This is a genomic window from Paenibacillus psychroresistens, from assembly GCF_009728935.1.
In the GTDB taxonomy this organism is placed as follows: domain Bacteria; phylum Bacillota; class Bacilli; order Paenibacillales; family NBRC-103111; genus Paenibacillus_AC; species Paenibacillus_AC psychroresistens.
In genome coordinates this window covers 7,682,462-7,704,608 of the sequence record NZ_CP034235.1, presented here as the reverse complement: position 1 = coordinate 7,704,608, position 22,147 = coordinate 7,682,462, and the positions used below count along the sequence as shown (strand labels likewise).

The window sequence follows — 22,147 nt, the reverse complement described above, 5'->3', positions numbered from 1 at the left end:
CTTTTAAGATAAACTTATTTTTTCAAAATCGGGATCCAAATTTCACTTTTAAAAGTAGGTGAGGTCGTATCTTTATCTGCGTTCCAGAGGATTTCCGGACCTTTAATCTGTTCATAGCTGGAGGTTGGAAACCATTCGGAATAAATCCGCCCCCATACATTTTGCAGCGTCTCGGGAAAAGGTCCAATTGCCGTGAATACAGCCCATGCAGATGCAGGGACATCAAGCTGCGTCAGATTATCGGGACATTCTTTAGTTGTTGCTGCGCCAATAAAGTGATCAAGCTCCCCTTTTTCCTCCATCCTATTCTCAGAAAAGTTTGTGGATGCACTAATTAGTCCAATGGGCTCGACATTAGAAAGATTTTTGAGGGTAAGGATTATTTCACCATCTAAGCTTTGCCACATAGCGGCAATCTCTGGATTAACCCCGTTAAAAATAATCGGAACTCTTTTCTTAATACCCACAATTCGAAATGCCGCTTTCTCTTCAATACGATAGTTCATTTCAATGCCTCCTTTAATGGATAACTGAAAAGTCATTGGTGGATAAGCTTTAAGTGAATGGCCATTATTTCTGGCGTCTGATGGTGTTATACCATGTAAATTCTGAAAAGCTCTCGCAAAAGAATCGGATGAGCTATATCTGTATTTAATCGCAATATCAATGACCTTTATGCTGCTGTCATTAAGCTCAAATGCTGCAAGCGTAAGGCGTCTGCGGCGAATGTATTCCGAGAGCGAAATGCCTGCAAGAAAGGAGAACATTCTTGTGAAATGGTATTCCGAGCATAGAGCCAGTTTGGTAACTTCTTTAAAATCAATCTCGTTCGTAAGGTTTTCCTCGATGTACTTTATCGCTCCATTCATGTTCTTAAGCAAATCCATTTATCTGACCTCCTTCATAAAAAGAATAGCAGGATTTGGAGGGAGCCACCCGACATTTGCTGCACAATTATGTAGGCTTAGCACCTCACGGCATCTGCCTATGCTTATCGGATTAAGGGCCACTTGGCTTGCCAATTTTTACTTATTAGGCGTTTTTCATAGATTGCCATTCTTTCTGAGGTGGCTGAGAAAAAAGCGGTCGGTTTAAGTTCTAAGTGAATAACATCATAAATGCCACAAGGTGCTGCCAAAATAATTTGATTATGCTCATCGAGCTTGAGTCCGAGAGTTGTTGCCGTTTCAGGAAATTTGGAGATGGCATCAACAGATGATATATAAGGGGGAAGGTTATTTACGCTATGCATTCTCGCTTCGTTTTTGATTGACCAAGGAATATGTGGATGAGTCAGCTTTAAGCGATTCTCCAGCTCTTTCTCAACAGCTTCATCAATCAAGGTGGGGTCGAAATATATCAGATCAATGTCGGGAAGCGGTGTTCGCTCATTATACCCATGAATAACATCCCATAGCTTAGAACGCACAAAACCAGCACAAATCCACCAGTCAGGTAACTGCAGGCTTTGAGCTGTTTGCAATAAGTCCATCATCCAGCTATCCTTACGGACAAGCTGAATAATATCTGCTTCATTAGTTATTGCCATAGTATAACCCCTTTTCGAACATATATTCCTATTATAAAGGAATGTTATTAAATGAAAAGGGGGATTATTCAGCTAGATTTTTAAGCCGGAACGAGATCTTTCTTTTTTTCTTCTTCTATCGCGGCCACTTTTGCTTCAAATGAATCAACTTCTAAATCTGACTCAGGAGACTCTTGAACGTCACTTACTGGAATGGTCATAATTTCTATAGCTTCATTGGCAGCTTCGGGATCGGATTCATCTGAAGCTATTTCAATTTCAAATTGGTCGATTTCAGTAAATAACTCTTGTGATAACCCATTGATTTCTACAGCGTGCTCGGCGATTTTGCGGATAGCCATATCCTGCTGCTGTGAGCTGGAGTTGACTTCCTCTACCCCGGCTGCAGTTTCTTGAGCGATCCCAGCGACTATTTGCAAGGTTTCATTAAGGCGATCGTTCTTGCGTTTAACCTGCTCAACCTTCAAGCTGATTTGCTCCATCTGTGAGGCTATTTCAAGAGCGGATGCATCCATATCTTGAAAAGATTCCAGCGTTTCCGATACTTTAATATTCTGTGAATGGATGCTCATTCGCGCTTCCAAGGTTTGTTGCTTGGCATCCTTCATTTGCAGCTGAACGGAGTTGATTAGTCTTGCGATATGTCCTGCGGAAGTTTTAGTTTCCGAAGATAAAAGCCGCACTTCCTCAGCGATTACAGAAAAGCCTTTACCATGAATGCCTGCACGGGCTGCTTCTATGGCTGCATTCAAAGCCAGAACGTTGGTTTGTGTAGAAATTTCGGTAATCGTATGTACAATTCTTTCGATTTGTGCGGAACTTTCTGTTAGCTTTTCCATTGTAATGCTGACGTGATCCATTTTATGATCGGATTGCTCTGCGGCTTCTTTTAATGCGCCTACTGATGCGGCTCCAAATTGTGTTTTTGCTAAAGCTGTAGCACCTGATGCTTTCATTGTCGTGGTGTAGCTGGCAATATCGTTCATTTCTGCTTCTAGCTCATAGATAAGAATGGAGCTTTTCTCGGATAATTCAGCTTGCTGCTCAGCCCCGTGGGAAATTTCTTCGATTGATCTAATAATTTCTGAATTTGCAACAGCTGTCATTTTAGAGAAATCCTCGAAGGAATGAGAATAATCAGCAAGCGAGAGGGCAATTTTACGCGAATGCCCGAGCATTTCACTAACTTTTACAATCATATGGTCAAAGCTTTGGCTTAATTGTCCTAGCTCATCGGAGCTTTTCTCGTTCAATTGATGACGAAGATCACCTTCTGCAATTCGATGCACAGCTAGCTGCAAACGACGAACCGGCTTAGTAAAGGAACGTATGATCAGAAAAGCAACTATTATCGAGAATAGGATAACTGCTGCAATCGCAAGCGTGGAAATGCGTACAGTAGAATCAACCATCTTATTAGAAGCAAGTAGTGCATCAGCCACATTTTGAGTATAGGTCAGATAGGATTCGTCAATTAAATTAACGATATTCTGTTTTTGAATTTGCGACTCGACATTCATGGCATCTGTTTGGTCCAGCAGGTCCATCGGATCTATTTCGAGATCATTTAATTTCTCCAAAGCCTTCTCTATATTAGCAAAATAAACCTGAGCTCCTTCAAGAACCTGGGCAGTAAAAGATTTTTCCGCAGCTGTTATAGCATCAATGGCGAGATTATCAAGATTTTGTTCAAAAGCTGCTCGCTTCTCCGCTAATAGATCAGCTAAGTCTGGATTATGATCAACCATAATAGATGAGGCTACAGGAGTGACATCCTCTAAAAGCTGCTTTAGTTCTAAAGTAGCTATTTTCTGATCCATTTGGGCATTCTGGTAGGTCATTTCCGCTTTAATTTGATGTACATTGGAAAGGTTGTACCAGGCGACAATGGATGAGATTAACACAATACAAGTAAAGCCCATAACTAATCTAGCTTTCATAGTTTTGAATAGTTTATTAAACAATGGCATAGGGCGCCTCCCATTTCCAACCTGTCTTCTAAAATGAAGATGGTATAGGATTATAGTACTACATGCATATTTTGTAGAAATAAATTCCATGTAGATATTTGTAAAAAAATAAGCAGAAAACGCTGAAAAATATCGTTAGATTTTACATGGAGCATACAAAAAGGGAGAGATATTCAATGAAAACGCAGTCAATATGGCAGAAGTGTGAAAACTAAATTTTAAGTATTGACGTACTTAAAGTAAGCGTGATATAGTATGAAAACTATATCCGAGTAAAATGGTAAGGTTTATCGGGTAACGCAATTTATCTTAGGGGGAAATAACATGGTAAACAAAAAAGTATTATTCGTTCTGGTTTTAGTTCTTGCATTAAGCAGTCTTTTGGCGGCTTGCGGTAAGAAGGAAACTACGAGCTCACCGGCACCATCAACAGAAACGGCAGCAACACCTGCTGCTTCAACAGAAGCTACAGCTGCTCCAAGCACGGATCCAGTTGCAAGCTTATCAGGTAAAAAAATCGCTTTGCTTATCCAATTAAGCTTAGGAACCTTTTCAGCTCAATATATCGATGGTGTGAAGGAACAGGTCGAAAAACTAGGCGGAACCGTACAGGTGTTTACAGCTGAAAACGATATGGCCAAAATGGCATCTAACCTAGATGCAGCGATTAACCAAAAATTTGATGGTATTTTAATTGATCATGGTACTACAGCAGCTTTGGAGCCCGGAGCGAAAATTGCCTTAGAGAAAAAGATTCCAATCGTTTCTTTTGATTCGGAGCTTTCATTGCCAGACATAACGGCGCTTGAGCAAGGTGACCAGAAGATGGCAGAACAAACGCTTACTCAGCTTGGTAAAGATATTGGCGGTAAAGGCAGTATCGTGAAAATTTGGGTTGCCGGCTTTGCTCCTATGGAACGTCGCCAAATTGCTTATAAAGCTTTTATTGACAGTAATCCAGATATTAAGGAAATTGCTGCATTCGGAGCTGCAACGAATAATACGGCTTTGGATACACAAGCACAAATGGAAGCCATTCTTAAAAAATATCCGAAAAAAGGTGACATTACAGCGGTATGGGCAGCTTGGGATGAGTTTGCCAAGGGTGCTGCAAGAGCGATTCAACAAGCTGGCAGAGACGAAATTAAAGTATATGGTATTGACTTAAGTGATGAAGATTTGCAAATGATTCAAGATCCGAAAAGTCCGTGGATCGCATCTGCAGCCGTAGATCCTAAAGATATCGGTCGTGTGCAGGTTCGCTTCCTATACCAAAAGCTGCATGGTGATGAAACACCAGCAAAAGTGGTGCTTGATCCAATCTTTGTATCGCGTGATCAGCTTCCGACAACACAGGTTTCTACAGTTGATTTAGGTCAGCATGTTAAAGGCTGGGGCGGTAGTGAACAAGGTTATACGGATTGGCTTAAACAATTGGAGCAGCTATCAGCTAAGAAATAAGGCGACAAACTTATTGCCTTACACCCATCGGCTTAGGCTGGTGGGTTTTCGTTGTGAGGAAAGGGAGTGTGAACGACAATGAAAGATAAGACATTGCTTGATATGAAAGGCATCAGTAAATCTTTCTCTGGAGTAAAAGCGCTGCATGATATCGATTTCTCCGTATCTAAAGGCGAAATCCATGCTTTATTAGGAGCCAATGGGGCTGGGAAGAGCACATTGATGAAAATATTATCCGGTGCTTATTCCATAGATACTGGACAGATAGCTTTAGATGATACAGATGTGGCATTTCTCAGTCCGCGAGAAGCGATTAGAGCGGGTATTCAGTGTGTGTATCAGGAAGTGGACACAGCATTAGTTGCAGAGCTGAATGTAGCTGAGAATATTATGATCGAACGTATAACCAATGCTTCCAGATGGATTAATTGGAACAGCATCTACCGGGACGCGGAAGCTTTGTTGAAGGAGTTGGGTATTGAGCTGCCTTTACGTCATAAGATAAGCCAATTGAGCATTGCTCAAAAACAGCTCGTGCTGATAACTCGCGCTTTGGCCCAGCAGGCAAAGCTAGTTATCTTTGATGAACCAACGGCACCTTTAAGCTTGGAAGAAGCCGAGCAGCTCTTTGTAATTATGCGTAAATTGAAGGCTGATGGTGTGGGATGTATTTTTATTTCGCATCGACTTCCTGAAGTTTTCAGCGTTAGTGATCGAGTTACAGTAATGCGGGACGGTCGGCATATTATGACGAGTTCTACAGCGGAAACAAACATCAATCAAGTGATTGAGGCAATGTTAGGCAAGGCATTGGTTGAAGAATTTCCTAAGGCAACTGTTGCACGAGGTGAGCTGCTGCTTGAGGTAAAAGGTTTATCCTCTGGCAAAAAAGTTAAGGCAGTGGACTTTCAGCTGCATCGTGGCGAAATTGTCGGAATTGTGGGGCTTGTTGGAGCAGGTAAGACGGAATTATCTCGTCTGCTCTTCGGTGCTGACTCTTTGGATAGCGGTGAAATTAAGCTTCTGGGACGTACCCTAAGTTTAAAAGATCCCAGTGATGCTGTACGTGAAGGGATTGCCTCTGTTCCAGAAGAACGGCGTAAGCAGGGGGTATTCGTCAATGAAACGCTATTGGACAATCTAGCTATTCCCTCCATGAGGTCATTAACCAGCTGGGGAATATTGAGCAAGCGTAAGCAGGTTTCATTGGCCCAGAAAATGATAACGGAGCTAGATATTCGCCCGCCTGATCTGAATCAAACTGTTAAGCATTTAAGTGGGGGAAACCAGCAAAAGGTATCTATTGGCAAGTGGATTCCTACAGATGCAGAGGTATATTTGTTCGATGAACCAACCAAGGGTGTGGATATTGGAGCGAAGACAGATATTTTTCGCTTGATTGGCGAGCTAGTTCAGCAGGGCAAGGGTGTATTGTATTTTTCATGTGAGATTGCGGAAATAATGGGCATTGCTGATCGAATTTTGGTCATGAGCTATGGCAAGGTTGTCAAGGAACTGACTCGAGCGCAGGCTACCCAGGACCAAATATTATATTATAGCAGCGCAGGGGAGGCAGATGAATATGGGCAATAAGCTATTGGATTTAACCTTTAAATACGGTGCATTATTTATCATAGCTGCCGTTTTTGTAGTTTTCACACTAGTGAATGAGAATTTTTTAACCTATAGCAATATGACCGATATTCTTCGAGCTATCTCGATTGTGACTTTCGTTGCCATTGGTGTAACCTTTTCGCAAATTGTCGATGGTTTTGATCTCTCCGTTGGGGCGACTGTTTCATTAACTACGGTTGTGACGGCTACCTTGATGGTTTGGTATCAACAGCCGCTGTGGATCGTTTTGCTTGTTCCGCTTGTGGTTGGTGCTGCGATTGGTTTGTTGAATGCATTGTTGATTGTTAAAATGAAGATTCCTGATTTACTAGCTACCTTGGGTGTTATGTATCTAATTACGGGTTTGCATAAAACTTACTCCAAGGGGTATTCGATTTATAACAATATGCCGATGACGGACGGTTCAAAGGCGCCAGGTAAATTTAGTGATGCTTTTCTCTGGATCGGTCAGGGCAAGCTGTTTGGTGTTCATTTTCCCGTTCTCTTAATGTTAATTGCAGTCATTGGTGTTCATTTATTCCTTAATTACACTCGGTGGGGTCGGCAAATGTATATCACTGGTGGAAATAAGGAGGCAGCGCGGCTTTCGGGCATCCGCGTTAATCGTGTACGAGTTATGGCTTATGTGTTATCCGGTTGTTTTGCAGGGATTGCCGGTATCCTGTTTACAGCGCGTGTAGGCTCAGGACAAATTGATGCAGGCGCTCCCTTGCTGATGGAAGCCGTAGCTGCTGTTTTTGTGGGATTTTCTGTATTAGGAGCAGGCAAGCCGAATGTCATTGGTACCTTCTTTGGCGCGGTATTAATTGGCGTGCTGTTGAATGGGCTGACGATGCTCAATATGCCTTACTATGCTTTCGACATTGTCAAAGGCTGCGTGCTCGTATTAGCTTTGGCCATTACCTTTGTGCACATGAATCGACGAGTGGCTTAAGAAGACGTGATGCTTAATAAAATTCGCTTTTGACCTGTATCCCCTCGGCTCAGTCTGTAGCTGAGGCAGAGGGATACAGGTTATCATTGGTTCCTTTTTTGCTTTTTTAGATAAAGAATAAAATACCAAGCTATAAAAATGGTGAAACAAATTAAACTTGGATAATAAATTATATGATCCTTTAATAATTTCATTAGAAAGTCGAAAAAGAAAATTGCCATTAACATAATAAGTAGGCGCAATCTTATCCCTCCAATGTTTAAGCTGCTCATTTCATTATACTCTATTCCAATATTTCCATGTTCTAACATATGTACAAGTAAGGTGAAAAAATATTGGAAAGCAGGCCTGAAATTATTCAGGCTTATTCTGCGTAGGGGATTCAAACCATATAGAAAAGGTCTCGCTTCCATTACAATTAATGGAAGTTTATTATATTTTGGTAGTTAATAGTAAGTTAATTATGTATTGTAATTAGATATCTTATAGTATATGATAAGCAAGTAACAAAAAATAAGTAAGTAGAAGGGAAGTTATATTAATGGCAACAGTTTTGTATATCACAGCACATCCGCTAGATCACAGCACTTCATTAAGCTTGGCAGTAGGAAAAGAGTTTATCGAGGCTTATCAAAAACAAAATCCAAGTGACGAAATCGTTACTTTGGATTTGTACAACATAGATATCCCTCTAATTGATAATGATGTTTTTACTGGTTGGGGTAAATTGAGCACAGGAACTGCGTTTGATCAATTATCCGATACTGAAAAAGCGAAAGTAAGCCGTTTAGGCCAAATCGTTGATCAATTTGTTGCTGCTGACAAATATGTAATCGTTAATCCAATGTGGAACTTTTCCTTCCCTCCAGTTTTGAAAGCATATATTGATGCTGTGTGTGTTGCAGGTAAAACTTTCAGCTATACAGCAACTGGTCCAGTTGGTTTGCTTGGAAGCAAAAAAGCGTTACATATTCAAGCAAGCGGTGGCGTTTATTCAGAAGGTCCTGCAGCTGGATTTGAACACGGACACAAGTATTTACAAACAATTGCAGCTTTCACAGGAATCCCGACATTAGAAGCTATCTTTATTGAAGGCGCAGCTGCTGCTCCTGATCAAGCTCCTGCTATCAAAGCTAAGGCTATTGAAAAAGCGCTTGAGCTAGCACTAAGATTCTAAAATATATTATTATCTATCAAGCTACAGAAAAGCCTCGAATTCTCAGCATTTGCTGCTGGATTCGAGGCTTTTATTTACCTTCTGCAGCTATTATCGATTCGTTTCCCTGTATTCCTGTGGTGTCATATTGAGATGTTTTTTGAACAATTTAATAAAATAACCCACCTCTAGACCAACTTGCTTAGCAACTTCATGGATTTTATAGGGAGTTTGTTTAAGCAGCGCTTTTGCTCTGTCTATTCTTTTTTCGGCAATATATTCGGTTAACCCATGGTTAGTCATTTGTTTGTACAATCTAGAAAGATACGAAGGATTCAGATAGACCACCTCAGAAAGCTGGGTTAAAGAAAGATCATCCTCTAAATGACTATTAATATATTGCTGGATGCGGACCAAGAGCGCTTGGGAATTCAATTCTTTCTCATTCTGCCTTCTCTCAAGCAGGAGTTGCGCTATTCCCTCAAAATAATGCGAAGCGATTTCCCAGGTTTTATGTTCTTCAATCCGCATGAGGCCGTCCAAATCACTATGTTCTAATAAGCTCCAAGTAACATCCATTCGATTCAAATAAGATAAGATCATCGTTGCAATACTATAATAGATTTCGGTATAAACATAATGATTACGCGAAGAAGATTGCAGCATGGAACGGCATAAAGTAGAAAACTCCAGAATAGCTCCACCCTCTAAATGAGATTCTAATAAGGGCATGTGATTACGATAATTTTGAATCATAAGACCATCTTCGAAGGGGCTTTTATTGAAAATCGACATCGCGGCTGCCGCATCTGTTAAGAGACTTTCTTTCTCAAGACCTAGGCCGCGACCTAAAAGTCGATTTAAGCTAGCGAATACCGTAGAAATGTCTCGCCAATGGCAAGGCTCAGCATGGGTAACTAGCGAAATGGTTATTTTCAGTAAGTTCCTGCAAGTGGATTGGATCGAATCCAATACTTCATGAATGCGATTATCTGCAACCTTATCTTCCAGAATAACAGTTGCTTTGACCTGCAATAGCCAGACAAATTTGCTCTGATCATATGAAATAGGAATGACATGAGAGAAAGCTAAGTATTCCTTAGCAATATTATGAATGGCATACATAAGCAATACCCGATCAGAAGTCGTGTAATCCTCAGGCCACTCATCCATCCGACCTACGATTAGCTGGACAGGTAAATCTGTTTGCAGCGGGATATCCAACTCATTGAATTTCCGTTTAATATTTTCGCTATAAGAGCGGTCCCCATTAAGCAGACTGACAAGATATTCTTTTTGCAGCATGGGCTTGGCTAGATACATTTCTTGTTTAGCTTCTTCGATAAAGCGATCTTTTTCTGTAATCTCCTCTAAGCTGGCAATGGCCTTATCGAAAGCATCCAGTATGCGTTCATCGCCTTCGGTTTTTAAGACATAGTCCAATCCACCATTTCGCATGGCTGTTTGTACATAGGAGAATTCATTAAATCCAGTTAGAAAAATCAGTTTGCAACGCGGCCAACGTTCTTTGATATGCTGCTGCAGCTCCAACCCATTCATTTCGGGCATATGAATATCGGCGAATACGATATTTATGTTGAACATAGCCAATTGTTCCAAAGCTTCAGCTGCTGAATAGGCTTTATAAACCTCGAGCTCGACATGCTCAACCTCGTTAAATAAGTCGTACAATCCATCCACAATGATCGGCTCATTATCAATAATTAACAATCTGTACATGTTCGGTCAATTCCTTTCGTTTGAATAAGATTATGGATGCGGCAGCTTAATTGTAACTTTAAAGCCGTCTAATGAACCTTTGGAGACGGATAGTCCAAAGCCGGCTCCAAAGCGAAAGCTAAGCCTGCGATGCACATTAATCAATCCTGTTGTTTCCATGGTAACATCCATATTTTCGAGTTTCCTTTGCAAGCTTTTAAGTATGGCTTCATCAACAGCCTTCCCAGTGTCCTCTACCATCATCAGCAAGCTATCGTCTTGTACAAGAAAACCAACATGAAGCTTGCCGCCGCTTCTGCGGTGCTCGAGCCCATGTTTATATGCGTTTTCTACGATCGGCTGTAGAATCAGGCGTGGCACCTTGAGTTGGGCGTAAAATGCAGGAAGCTCTTCAAAGCTAACTTCAATCTGATCGGCAAACCGCATCATTTGAATCTCCACATAGTTCTTGGCATGCTGGACTTCTTCTCCCAAGAGAACTTCATCGCTTGAATTATACGTCATGAACTGGAAGTAATCCGATAAATACTTGGTGAATTTAATTTGGTTCTCGTCGCGATTTTTCTTGGCTAGGCGATAGAGAATAAACAAGCTGTTGTAGAGAAAATGGGGATTGATTTGCGACTGCAGCTGCTTTAGCTCTGCATGCTGGACGCGATATTTCTGCTCGTAAACCTCATAGATCATCTGCTGCAGGTTGCTCACCATTGCATTAAATTGAGTGTACAGATATTGAAATTCATCCTTGCCGCGATAATCTAGGGTTAAGTCCAGATTGCCGTTCTCCACCTTGCGAAAGGCGCGAACCAGATGCTTAAGCGGACGGTGGATCAGCCTGTAGACAAAATAAGAAACCAGAATGATCACAACAAAGGATAAAGCGGAAATCATCCAGAACCACACCTTGAATTGATACAGCGGACCCAGCACATTCTGCTCGAGCTCATACATAACAAGAGTTGTGCCCAGTATTTTTGATTTTTCAAAAGCAACCAGATAGGTTTGGTTTTCGAAACGAATCGATTTTAAACCATGGGGGATGCCATTTATTTCTTTGGTGTAAGTAATTTCATCCAAGGCCTCTTCTTTGCTGCTTGCTGTGATCCTCCAGTCCTTCTGAAGATTAACCAGCATGGTGCTGCCGATGGTTTGATCTGTAAACTGCAGCAGCGCATTTCGGAGCAGGTCCTGTGAAATTTCAATATCAACGACAAACTGCGGGGCCAGATTATTCAGTTGAATCGGATAAGGCAGACTGATAAACAAACGGCCATCCCAATAAATAAAAGGGGATTCATAAATATTAGTGACCACATTCAAGGCGTCAAACTCATCCTTAGGAATCGCTTCAATGCTGCTGTCGGAAATGGAGCGGTCAATGGAAGGGATCAGCACTTTAGCGCTTTTGACATAATTACTGGCATTCTTGATCACAGTCAATTCCTTCTGCAGCTTGCGGATGGATTCAAGCTGTTCATAATAACCGAGGATTTCACTGCGATTGCTTAGTAGATCCAAGTCGTCATAGCTGGCGAATTCTTTCATCAATTGAATAATGCGGGTAAAATCACTCTCTAAAGCGCTATTATAAAAATGAACCTTGGATTGCATCGAGTTTGTAATTTCGCTTTTCACATTGTTCGCGCCATATTCATTCATGATCAGGCTCAATAGAAAAAGCGGGATCAACACCAGCAGGAAGGTGAGAACAAGCTTAGGGTAAATGGTGATTCTATTAAAAATATATTTCATAGGTGTCCTCCCTCAAACTCTTAGCTCTTGATTCGACAGGGTGCTCATGATGTCCTTTCCCAAAAAAATGTATGTAAAGAAAAAGCTATGAAAAGCAGAAGGATGTAAAAAGAGTTCTATATCTGTTAGAGAACATAGCTCTTATAATAAAGCCATCGAGGTTTCATGATCATGAAGAATATCGTCAGAAGCACAGAAAATCGGGAGGTATCAGAATGAAAAGTTTAAATGGGAAAAGATTCGCAGCTTTAGCACTCATTCTATCTATGGTAGTGGTTACTGCATGCACGAAGAAAGAAGCAGCTACAAATTCGTCAGCAGCGCCAGCAACTGAAGCTCCAAGCTCAACAGTGGCAGCCAGCCCAGCAGCAGACTTGAATCCACTAGGTAAATATGATCCGCCGATAACGCTTTCTACAGTGAAAATATTTGGTTCCACAGATAAATTTGCACCTGGCGAAACTCCAGAGAAGAACATTTGGACAGATGGCTATCTGAAAGACTTAGGAATCACGATGAAAATTAATTGGTCAGTAGTCGGTAATGAGCCAGGTGGTCCGGGCGAGCAGAAAATGAATATCGCCATTGCTTCCAATGACCTGCCAGATATCATTCCAGTTAATTCCAAGCAATTAAAGCAATTGGTGGATAACGATATGGCTGAGGATTTAACAGCTGCGATTGATCAATATGCCTCTCCTTTGTTGAAAAGCTTTTTATCGATGAATGATGGCTTAGCGGTTAAGACCAGTACATTTGGCGGCAAGGTTTTGGCACTTCCCGTTGTAGCGGCGAGCATTGATACTGCAGCGATGGTCTGGGTCCGTAAGGATTGGCTGGATAAGCTTCAGCTGCCAGAACCAAAAACGATGAATGATATCTTAGCCATTTCAGATGCCTTTACTAATAAGGATCCGGACGGTAATAACAAGAAGGACAGCTTCGGTCTAGGGCTTAATAAAGATATATATACCGGTGGTCTCTATGATTTAACTGGCTTTCTGGAAGGCTATCATGCCTATAGAAACCTATGGTTGAAGGGTGCGGATGGCAAGCTCGTCTACGGCGGGATTCAACCGGAAATGAAAACGGCGCTTACCAAGCTGCAGGAAATGTTTAAAGCAGGTCAATTTGATCCTGAATTTGGCGTTAAAGATAACGGAAAAGTCAACGAATCCGTTGTATCTGGTAAAATCGGCATGTTCTATGGCATGCACTGGAATGCATTCTACCCGCTGCCAGATGTCTTTAAACAGGATCCAAAGGCTGTCTGGATTCCTTATCCGATTGTGTCCGCTGACGACAAAACAAGTATTCCCTCCATTGGTCTTGGTGTAACGCCAACTTCAGTGGATCAAGGCTATGTAGTGTTCAAAAAAGGCTCGAAGCATCCGGAAGCGATTGTTAAGCTGGCTAATTATTTTGCAGATAAGGAATACGGTTTTGAGACAGGTGGCGTTGATTTGAACTTCCATCAGCCAGTGCCTAACCCGGAAAACTATATACGTTGGAGATTTGCCGCTGTATTAGCACAGGATCCGGCGCAGAATATCAATATTTTCCGTGGAGTCAAGGCAGCTGTGGAGAATAACGATCAGAGCGTGATGAAGAATCTTCAGGTGAAAGACAACTATACGAACTATTTGAAATTTACGAATGACCATGATGCCACTCAATATGCAACAGCAACCTGGATTGGACCGAAAAACTCAGGGTTTTCAGTAGTCGATTATTATTTGACCAACAAGCTTGGGGTTACGGATCAATTTTACGGGGCCAAAACAGACACAATGGTCCAAAAGCAATCGACACTAGACAAGCTGCAATTGGAGTCATTTACAAAAATATTAATGGGCGCTTCACCTGTAGAGGCGTTTGACAAGTTTGTTGAGGATTGGAAGAAGCTTGGCGGCGATGCCATTACTCAAGAGGTCAACGATTGGTACACTGCACAAAAATAAGGTTTAGAAACAGGGGGATGTAGAAGATAAAGCTTTTACATTTCCCGTTTTTACCACACGATTGGCTTGAAGGAGGAATAGGCATAATGCTTTCAAAAAAATGGCGGCGTGTCATGCCGCTTCATCTGATGCTTTTACCGGCTTTAGTGCTGCTAATTATTTATAGCTATGGCCCGATTGTGGGTTTGTTGATTGCTTTTGAGCGGTTCATGCCTTCCAAGGGCATATTCGGATCTCCGTTAGTTGGCTGGGAGAATTTCAAGTATGTTTGGGATTTGCCTGATACGAAGCACGTACTAACAAATACCGTGGTCATTGCCTTTTTTAAAATACTTCTGAATTTGATCATACCGATTATCTTAGCTTTATTGTTAAATGAGGTGAGGCTTAAGTTTTTCAAAAGAACGATCCAAACGGCCATATATTTTCCTTATTTCTTATCATGGGTATTATTAGGCGGCATTCTGATTGATATTCTTTCCCCTTCACAAGGCATAGTCAACGAAATCATCCAATTCTTCGGATTCAAGCCGATTTTTTTCCTCGGAGATCCGCATTGGTTTCGTTTTACCATAGTGGCTACGGATTTATGGAAAGAGGTTGGCTTTAATACGATTGTTTTTCTGGCTGCCGTCACGAATGCCAACCCTTCCCTATATGAAGCGGCTGTGATTGATGGGGCAAACCGCTGGAAGCAGACGCTTAATGTTACGCTGCCTTCGATGCTGCCAGTGATTATTCTGATGGCGACCTTAAGCATGGGGAATGTGCTCAACGCGGGTTTTGACCAGATTTTTAATTTGTACAGTCCCCAGGTTTATAGCACGGGTGATATTCTCGATACGTTCGTTTATCGCATCGGGTTGATTGATACGCAATATGGAGTTGCGACAGCTGTTGGTTTGTTTAAATCGGTTGTGTCCTGCTGCTTTATCTCCATATCTTATATTCTCGCTTATCGGCTTGCTAACTATCGAATATTTTAGAGAGGGTGATCTGAAGATGGTGGGTCAAGCATCCTTTTCCAGAACATTATTCACCATATTCAACCATATATTTCTATTCCTCTTCGCTTTAATGGCAATCCTGCCTTTCGTAAACGTGCTGGCAATTTCCTTAAGCGACAAGTCAGCAGCTGCGGCAGGGCTGGTCAAGCTTTGGCCAATAGGCTTCAACCTGAATTCCTATAAGTTTGTGTTCTTGCGCCATGAGTTTTTTACAGCGGCATTTATTTCACTTCAACGAGTTGTGATCGGGTCTATAATCAGCATGCTTATGACGGTGTTGGTTGCTTACCCGCTATCCAAAGAGGAACGGAGCTTTCCGGGCAGAACGCTTTATGCGTGGCTCTTCGTCATTACAATTCTCTTCAATGGCGGATTAATACCTTGGTATATGACGATAAAGATGACTGGGATTCTGGATTCGATCTGGGCACTGGTCCTGCCGAGTGCGGTACAAGTATTTAATTGCATTCTGCTGCTGAATTTCTTCAGAGGGTTGCCTAAAGCACTGGAAGAGGCTGCGTTTGTAGATGGAGCCAATCATTGGACGACACTTTGGCGTATTTATATACCGCTGTCGACGCCTGCATTAGCGACGGTTACTTTGTTCTCGATCGTCGGGCATTGGAATTCATGGTTTGACGGGCTAATCCTGATGAACTCGCCGACCCATTATCCGCTGCAAAGCTATTTGCAAACGGTGGTTGTGAAGCTCGACACCTCGACCTTTGCCAACATTGATCCAGCTCAGGCCAAATTGCTGAGCCAGATATCCGATCGAACTGTAAAAGCTGCACAAATTTTTATGGCCGCGGTGCCAATTCTGCTGATTTATCCTTTTTTACAGAAATATTTCATGGCTGGAATCGTACTGGGCAGTGTTAAGGAGTAAGACTCTAACAGCAATAATCTAATTTTAATAATTTCGCCAAGCAGTAAAGGCTATCGAATCTCTCGATAGTCTTTAACTGCTTTTTGCAGTTCGTGAATATAATGGCAATTAACGGAGAAATTACGCGTGTTTTGGAAGAAAATCTTAGCATAAAATGATATAATTCTAAGATGACATGGAATGAGGCGGCGATTGGTTTGGAAATGCAAAAGATGATCACATGCGAATGGATCTACTATAGTACTGCGAATTATGCGATGCAGCAAAATTATGTACCCCTAGTCCGGAGAATCACCCTCACTAACCATTCCGCGGAAGATTTGGTGAATGTGACGGTTTCCCTCTTAGCCGAGCCGGATTTCGCAAAAAAATGGACCAAAACGCTGGAGGTAATACCAGCAGGACAGTCGGTTGATTTAGGTGCAATTAATGTGCAGCTCCTAGGAACATATCTAGCAGGACTAACGGAGCGAATTGCTGGACATTTGCAGCTTACCGTAATGCACAATGAGACATTAATATATGAAGAGTCTGCACCAATTAATGTGCTGGCTTTTGATGAATGGATTGGATTGGCGGTATTACCGGAAATGATTGCAGCATTTGTAACACCGAATCATCCGGAAGTTGTGAGGATCGTGCAGGAAGCTTCTCAAATATTATTAAAATGGAGCGGGAATCCGGCTTTTGATGCTTATCAGAGCATGGATCCCAATCGTGTTCAATTGCAGGTAGCAGCGGTTTATGCGGCTCTCCAAGCTCATAGTCTCGTATATAGTGTGGGTTCACCCAGCTATGAAGAGATTGGTCAGCGAGTCCGCTTGCCAGAAGCTATCTTCGCTTATCGCTTTGCGAATTGCTTGGATATAACGCTGCTCTATGCAGCTTGCTTAGAAGCGATTGGGTTACATCCATTGATTGTTTTTACTAAAGGACATGCTTTCGTTGGGGCTTGGTTGATCCAAGAAACCTTCTCGGAGAGTGTACAGGACGACGCTTCCTTATTGACCAAACGGATTGCATCGGGGGTAAGAGAAATTTGTTTAATCGAAGCAACGGCGTTGTTGGCTGGTGTTCAGATGGCAAGCTTCGAGCAAGCAGAACGCGCAGCGCAGGCTCATTTAGCCGATGAAACTAAATTTGATTGTTTCGTAGATATCCGTAGAGCCCGAACTAGCAGCATTCGCCCACTCCCCATGCGCATTTTGACGCCAAGCGGCTGGGAGATTACCGAAGCTGACTTGAAGAAGACGGATTACACCGAAGCTCCCGGAGAAAAAGAGGTTTATGCCCGCCCGATAGACGTGGAGTCCATTCCAATTACTAAGCAAAAGCAATGGGAGCGCAGACTTCTAGATCTTAGCTTGCGCAATACTTTACTTAATTTCCGGATGACCCAGTCGAGTATTCCCTTAATGAGCACTCAGCTAAGTGAGCTTGAGGATGCTTTAGCAGATAGTCAAGAATTCCAAATTCTCGCTAAACCCCAGGATTGGGGAGATTCGCCGCGTAACTTGGAGCTTTTTCAGAGCATAAGCAATGATAATCCGGTGGTTACCTTACTGACGCAGGAATTTACTCAGAAACGGCTGCGTGCCGAGCTGACTGAGCTCGATTTAAACAATCGGTTAGTAAATTTATACCGTTCTGCGCGTTTATCGATCGAGGAGAATGGAGCGAATACGCTGTATCTCGCCTTGGGATTATTGAAATGGTATGAAACAGGAGCCAGCCAAAAGCCGAGGTATGCACCGCTTGTGATGATTCCCATTGAAATTATCAAAAAATCATCACGTTTGGGCTTTATTGTGCGGCAGCGAGATGAAGAGCCGCAGATGAATATCACGTTGCTTGAGATGCTTAAACAAGACTTCCAGCTAGACATTGGCGGATTAGATCCGTTGCCCAAGGAAGAAAAAGGGATGGATCTCAAGCGTGTTTTTACCGTCATTCGACATGCTGTTATGCACATGCCGCGTTGGGATATTGTAGAGTCTGGCTATCTGGGGTTATTTTCTTTCAGCCGATTTGTGATGTGGAATGATATTCGTACACGTTCAGAGGATTTGGCGAAGAATAAGATTGTAGCCAGTCTGATGGCAGGGAAGCTGCAATATACACCCGAGATACTAATTGCGAGCAGCGAAAGATTGGATGAGAAATATCACCCGAAGCAGCTAGCATTGCCGATTAGTGCAGATTCCTCACAGCTAGCTGCTATCAGTTCAGCGGCAGAGGGCAAAAGCTTTGTCTTGCATGGTCCGCCAGGAACAGGGAAGTCACAAACCATCACAAACATGATTGCGAATGCGCTGGCAAATGGCAAAACCGTGCTTTTTGTAGCAGAAAAAATGGCTGCACTCACGGTTGTTCAAAGGAGGCTGGCGAATATCGGATTAGGCCCATTTTGTATGGAGCTTCATTCCAATAAAAGCACGAAAAAGGCGGTTTTGGAGCAGCTGCGTTTAGCTATGGAGGTTAATCAGGACCAGCAGGCTGAGGATTGGGAAAGCGAGGCTAATCGCCTTGCGCGAATGCGCCAAGAGCTTAACGCTTATGTGGAAGCGCTGCATAAAAAGACGAGCTTGGGGATGTCCTTGTATGAGGTGTTGACCCATTATGGTCGAGTGAGATCAGCGTCAGAGGCGATTACATTCACTCGTTCACAGGTGGGAGCTTTGAGTGCAGCTAAACGGACAGAGTGGATAGATACCGTTGAGGAAATTCGTGCTGCAGGCGAGGCATGCGGCGAGCCCTACAGGAATGCTTGGGAGGATGCGGCTTGTACGAGTTATTCCCAAACGCTGAAATTGCAGGTCAGTGAAGGGATAGCGACGTATAAACAGAAGCTTGTGGAATACGAGGCTGCTTTGGCTGAAGTCGTTGAAATTCTTAAGCTTGGCAGAGCTGGAAATCAAGTTAATGAGCTCCCTCTGATTAGTGAAATAAGTGAGTTATTCGCTGCTATGCCTGTATTCCCTACATCTATGCTGCGTGTGGAGGATGCAGAGGGCACTGTTACAAGACTTAAACTTATCATGCAGCACGGCTTATTACGAGATGGATTAAGAGCGAAGGTTTACGCGCAATTTAGATCAGAGGTGCTGACTTTTGGAGCTGTTGGAGCTCTAACCGAATTGCAAAAAGTGAATCAGCAATGGTTCTTGCCGAAGTTTTTGGGGCGGAATCGGATTCGTAAAAGTATGCAACAAGTTATGCAACCCGGAAAGACAATTAGCAAAACGGAAATGGAAGACGAGCTAAAAACGATTATTCAGCTGCAGGAAGAAGAAAAGGCAGTTAGAGAAACGGAGGCGTTTGCTGCACCAATACTAGGTGTTATGTGGAATAGCGGGGATGCTAATTGGTCTCAGGTTTCGGCAGCTAGTGATTGGTTTATAGAGCTCCATAAGCTGATTACAGCTTTCTGTAAGGATGGCATTGAAATGCGCCAGCTGCAGAACCAGTTTTTAGATGTGCTGGCAATCGGACGGGAAGCATTTCTAGAGAGAAACACTCCAGCTCTCCAGCGGTTTATTGGCTTGAAAAAGCAAGTAGATGCGGATGAAGCGGTGCTAGCACAATTGCTTGATCTAGATTTGAAGCTCATCCGAGAAAAAAGCGGGTTAACGTCTTGGTTCCCTTACATGAACAAGAAGCTAAGCGGCTGGGAGCAGCATTTGGAGGTGCTTCGTGATTGGTGTACTTGGAGACGGGTGCGTGCTAAGGCCGAAGAGGCAGGGCTATCAGCCGTTATTCAGCCGTATGAGCTGGGCAAGCTGCGAAGCAGTGAACTTGCAGCAGCTTTTGAACGAGCGATCTATAAAGCTTGCTCTGAGCTTATAATCGCTCAGGATGAACGTTTAAATGCTTTTTCAAGCAAGCTGTTTGAGGAGACAATCAAGAAATTCACGGATGCTAATGAGCGCTTTGAGGCTTTGACTCAACGTGAAATTTACGCGAGATTGGCTGCCCGAGTACCACAAATCATCCAAAATGCGGCACAAAGCTCCGAGTCAGGCATACTCTTGCGTGCGATTCGTAGTAATGGTCGGGGTGTCTCGATCCGTAAGCTTTTTGAACAAATTCCTAATCTATTGAATCGCTTATGTCCTTGTATGCTGATGAGCCCGATTTCGGTTGCGCAATATTTGGATCCGAATAATACGCTGTTTGACCTTGTCGTATTCGATGAAGCCTCGCAAATGCCGACAAGTGAAGCCGTAGGCGCTATGGCTCGCGGACGGAATGTGATTGTTGTAGGAGATCCGAACCAGCTGCCGCCGACAAGCTTTTTTACAGCAACGGCAAATCTGGAGGAGAATGAGGAAGGTGTAGCTACAGAAGACTTAGAGAGTATTCTCGATGATTGTATGGTGCTTGGTTTGCCGCAGGAGCACTTACTGTGGCATTATCGCAGCCGACATGAGAGCTTGATTGCGTTCAGCAATACCCATTATTATGAGAATAAGCTACTAACCTTTCCTTCGCCGGATGAGCTGATTTCTTGTGTGACCTTACGTCTTGTAGACGGGGTTTATGATCGTGGGAAAACCAAGCATAATCGAGCAGAGGCGGAGGGGGTTGTAAACGAAATCCTTCGTCGTTTGCGGGATAATGAGCTTTCAAAGATCAGCATAGGAGTCGTGACATTTAGCTCGGTACAGCAGAATTTAATCGAAGATATGCTGGATGAGGCGTTTCGGTTAAATCCTGATTTAGAGCTGGTATCCACGGAGTCTGCCGAACCGATTTTTGTAAAAAATCTGGAGAATGTACAGGGGGATGAGCGTGATGTAATTCTATTTTCAATCGGGTATGGACCAGATTCGAATGGGAAGGTAAGCTTGAATTTTGGTCCTCTGAATCGTGAGGGAGGCTGGCGTCGTTTGAATGTAGCCGTTTCACGTGCTCGACATGAAATGATCGTCTTCTCCACACTGCAGGCACAGGATTTGGATGTTAGCCGCACCAGCTCCCAAGGGGTGGCGGGGCTTAAAGCTTTTCTGGACTATGCTGCTAAAGGCAGATTAGCCCTTGCCCTCCAAAACAAAGATATCACTGCGCTTCCTGCCAAGGGAATAGAACAACAAATTGCAGCCGAGCTAAAGCTCTTGGGTTACAAGGTTCATCTGCATATTGGAAGCTCCGGTTATCGAGTTGATTTGGCCATAGTGAATGCTAAACAACCAGGTAAATACCTGCTTGGGATAACCTGTGACGGTGATACCTATAAGAAATCACGCACAGCTCGGGATCGTGATATTCTGCGTACTCAGGTTTTGAAGCAGCTGGGGTGGAGCTTACACAGAGTCTGGTCATTGGATTGGCTGGAGAACTCGGGTAGAGAAATCCAGAAGATTGTACAAGCAATCGAGTTAGCTATGGAAGCTGCTGCGAAAAAGCCGCTTGCAGTTAAATCAATAGCAGCTGTCGAACATGAGCCAGTGCAGAATTCGAGCATAGGAGTAAATAAGCCAGCTGAAAAAGCCATTGAAGTCAAAGCGGATCCAGCATTTCCTGAATATAAAACATGTGTATTAGATTTTGTTGGGCTTGATCCTGATGATTTCTATGCACCAAGTCATATTCGCCAAATTTGTGAGCAGCTGACTAAAGTGATTGAATTCGAGGGACCCATTAGCCGTCAGCTTTTATGTAAACGAGTTTTAGTCGCTTGGGGTATTACTAGAGCAGGGGTCAAAAACGAGAAGTATTTTACGGAGCTGCTTAAGAAAATACCAACCGTTCAAACCAAAGTGGAAGATATGGATTTTTATTGGCCATTAGCCTCAACGCCGGCTTTGTATGACCGCTTTCGTGTCGCTAAACAGGAGAATGAACGCAGAAGTGCTGAAGATTTGCCTGTGGAAGAAACGGCTAGTGCTGTGAAGTATGTTTTGTCTGTTCAGATAAGCTTGCCGAAGCTTGATTTGATTAAGGAAGTTGCTAAGGTGCTTGGTTACCCGAGAAGCAGTGCCGCTTTAGAGAAAATCATCAGAAACGGAATCGATGAAGCAGTCAAGCGTGGAACTGTAAGAATAGACGATTTAGAGAGAGTTATTCTAAAGGGGTAATGCTAATGATAAGGAG

Annotated in this window: 13 protein-coding genes; 8 read left to right on the top strand and 5 right to left on the bottom strand. The window is 42.9% G+C overall.

Going from position 1 to position 22,147, the window contains the following annotated elements; genetic code table 11:
• Positions 1-14 precede the first annotated feature (14 nt).
• The 3 genes from EHS13_RS34535 to EHS13_RS34525 form a co-directional block, all read right to left on the bottom strand.
• On the bottom strand, positions 15-887 hold the full coding sequence (locus tag EHS13_RS34535; RefSeq protein ID WP_155704757.1) for an AraC family transcriptional regulator: 873 nt from the start codon (positions 885-887) through the stop codon (positions 15-17).
• A 104-nt stretch (positions 888-991) separates the two neighbouring features.
• Positions 992-1,549: a nucleotidyltransferase family protein gene (locus EHS13_RS34530; protein WP_155704756.1), complete on the bottom strand. Its 558-nt coding sequence runs from the start codon at positions 1,547-1,549 to the stop codon at positions 992-994.
• 80 nt (positions 1,550-1,629) lie between these two features.
• Complete coding sequence (locus EHS13_RS34525; protein ID WP_162463397.1) at positions 1,630-3,519, bottom strand: methyl-accepting chemotaxis protein; 1,890 nt, start codon at positions 3,517-3,519, stop codon at positions 1,630-1,632.
• 324 nt (positions 3,520-3,843) lie between these two features.
• Here EHS13_RS34525 and EHS13_RS34520 point away from each other — a divergent pair, with 324 nt between their 5' ends.
• The 4 genes from EHS13_RS34520 (at position 3,844) to EHS13_RS34505 (ending at position 8,726) form a co-directional block, all read left to right on the top strand.
• Positions 3,844-4,980: a sugar ABC transporter substrate-binding protein gene (locus EHS13_RS34520; protein WP_155704754.1), complete on the top strand. Its 1,137-nt coding sequence runs from the start codon at positions 3,844-3,846 to the stop codon at positions 4,978-4,980.
• Positions 4,981-5,058: 78 nt separating this feature from the next.
• Positions 5,059-6,573, top strand: a complete 1,515-nt coding sequence (locus tag EHS13_RS34515) for a sugar ABC transporter ATP-binding protein (protein WP_227013696.1) — start codon at positions 5,059-5,061, stop codon at positions 6,571-6,573.
• A complete protein-coding gene (locus tag EHS13_RS34510) occupies positions 6,563-7,549 on the top strand; it encodes an ABC transporter permease (protein ID WP_155704753.1) in 987 nt (328 codons plus the stop codon). The genes EHS13_RS34515 and EHS13_RS34510 overlap by 11 nt, the downstream gene beginning before the upstream one ends.
• 541 nt (positions 7,550-8,090) lie before the next feature.
• Positions 8,091-8,726: an NAD(P)H-dependent oxidoreductase gene (locus tag EHS13_RS34505; RefSeq protein ID WP_155704752.1), complete on the top strand. Its 636-nt coding sequence runs from the start codon at positions 8,091-8,093 to the stop codon at positions 8,724-8,726.
• Between the two features lie 90 nt (positions 8,727-8,816).
• Here EHS13_RS34505 and EHS13_RS34500 read toward each other — a convergent pair whose 3' ends face one another.
• Positions 8,817-10,445, bottom strand: a complete 1,629-nt coding sequence (locus EHS13_RS34500) for a response regulator (RefSeq protein WP_155704751.1) — start codon at positions 10,443-10,445, stop codon at positions 8,817-8,819.
• 30 nt (positions 10,446-10,475) lie between these two features.
• On the bottom strand, positions 10,476-12,197 hold the full coding sequence (locus EHS13_RS34495; protein WP_155704750.1) for a sensor histidine kinase: 1,722 nt from the start codon (positions 12,195-12,197) through the stop codon (positions 10,476-10,478).
• A 215-nt stretch (positions 12,198-12,412) separates the two neighbouring features.
• Between EHS13_RS34495 and EHS13_RS34490 the strand changes: the two genes are divergently transcribed.
• The 4 genes from EHS13_RS34490 to EHS13_RS34475 all read left to right on the top strand — a co-directional run bounded on the left by EHS13_RS34490 (position 12,413) and on the right by EHS13_RS34475 (position 22,131).
• Positions 12,413-14,158, top strand: coding sequence for an extracellular solute-binding protein (locus EHS13_RS34490; RefSeq protein WP_155704749.1), 1,746 nt, complete (start codon positions 12,413-12,415; stop codon positions 14,156-14,158).
• A gap of 86 nt (positions 14,159-14,244) precedes the next feature.
• Positions 14,245-15,144, top strand: coding sequence for an ABC transporter permease (locus tag EHS13_RS34485; RefSeq protein WP_155704748.1), 900 nt, complete (start codon positions 14,245-14,247; stop codon positions 15,142-15,144).
• Between the two features lie 16 nt (positions 15,145-15,160).
• On the top strand, positions 15,161-16,054 hold the full coding sequence (locus tag EHS13_RS34480) for a carbohydrate ABC transporter permease (RefSeq protein ID WP_155704747.1): 894 nt from the start codon (positions 15,161-15,163) through the stop codon (positions 16,052-16,054).
• Between the two features lie 170 nt (positions 16,055-16,224).
• Positions 16,225-22,131, top strand: a complete 5,907-nt coding sequence (locus EHS13_RS34475; RefSeq protein ID WP_155704746.1) for an anti-phage protein ProA — start codon at positions 16,225-16,227, stop codon at positions 22,129-22,131.
• The last annotated feature ends 16 nt before the right edge of the window (positions 22,132-22,147 follow it).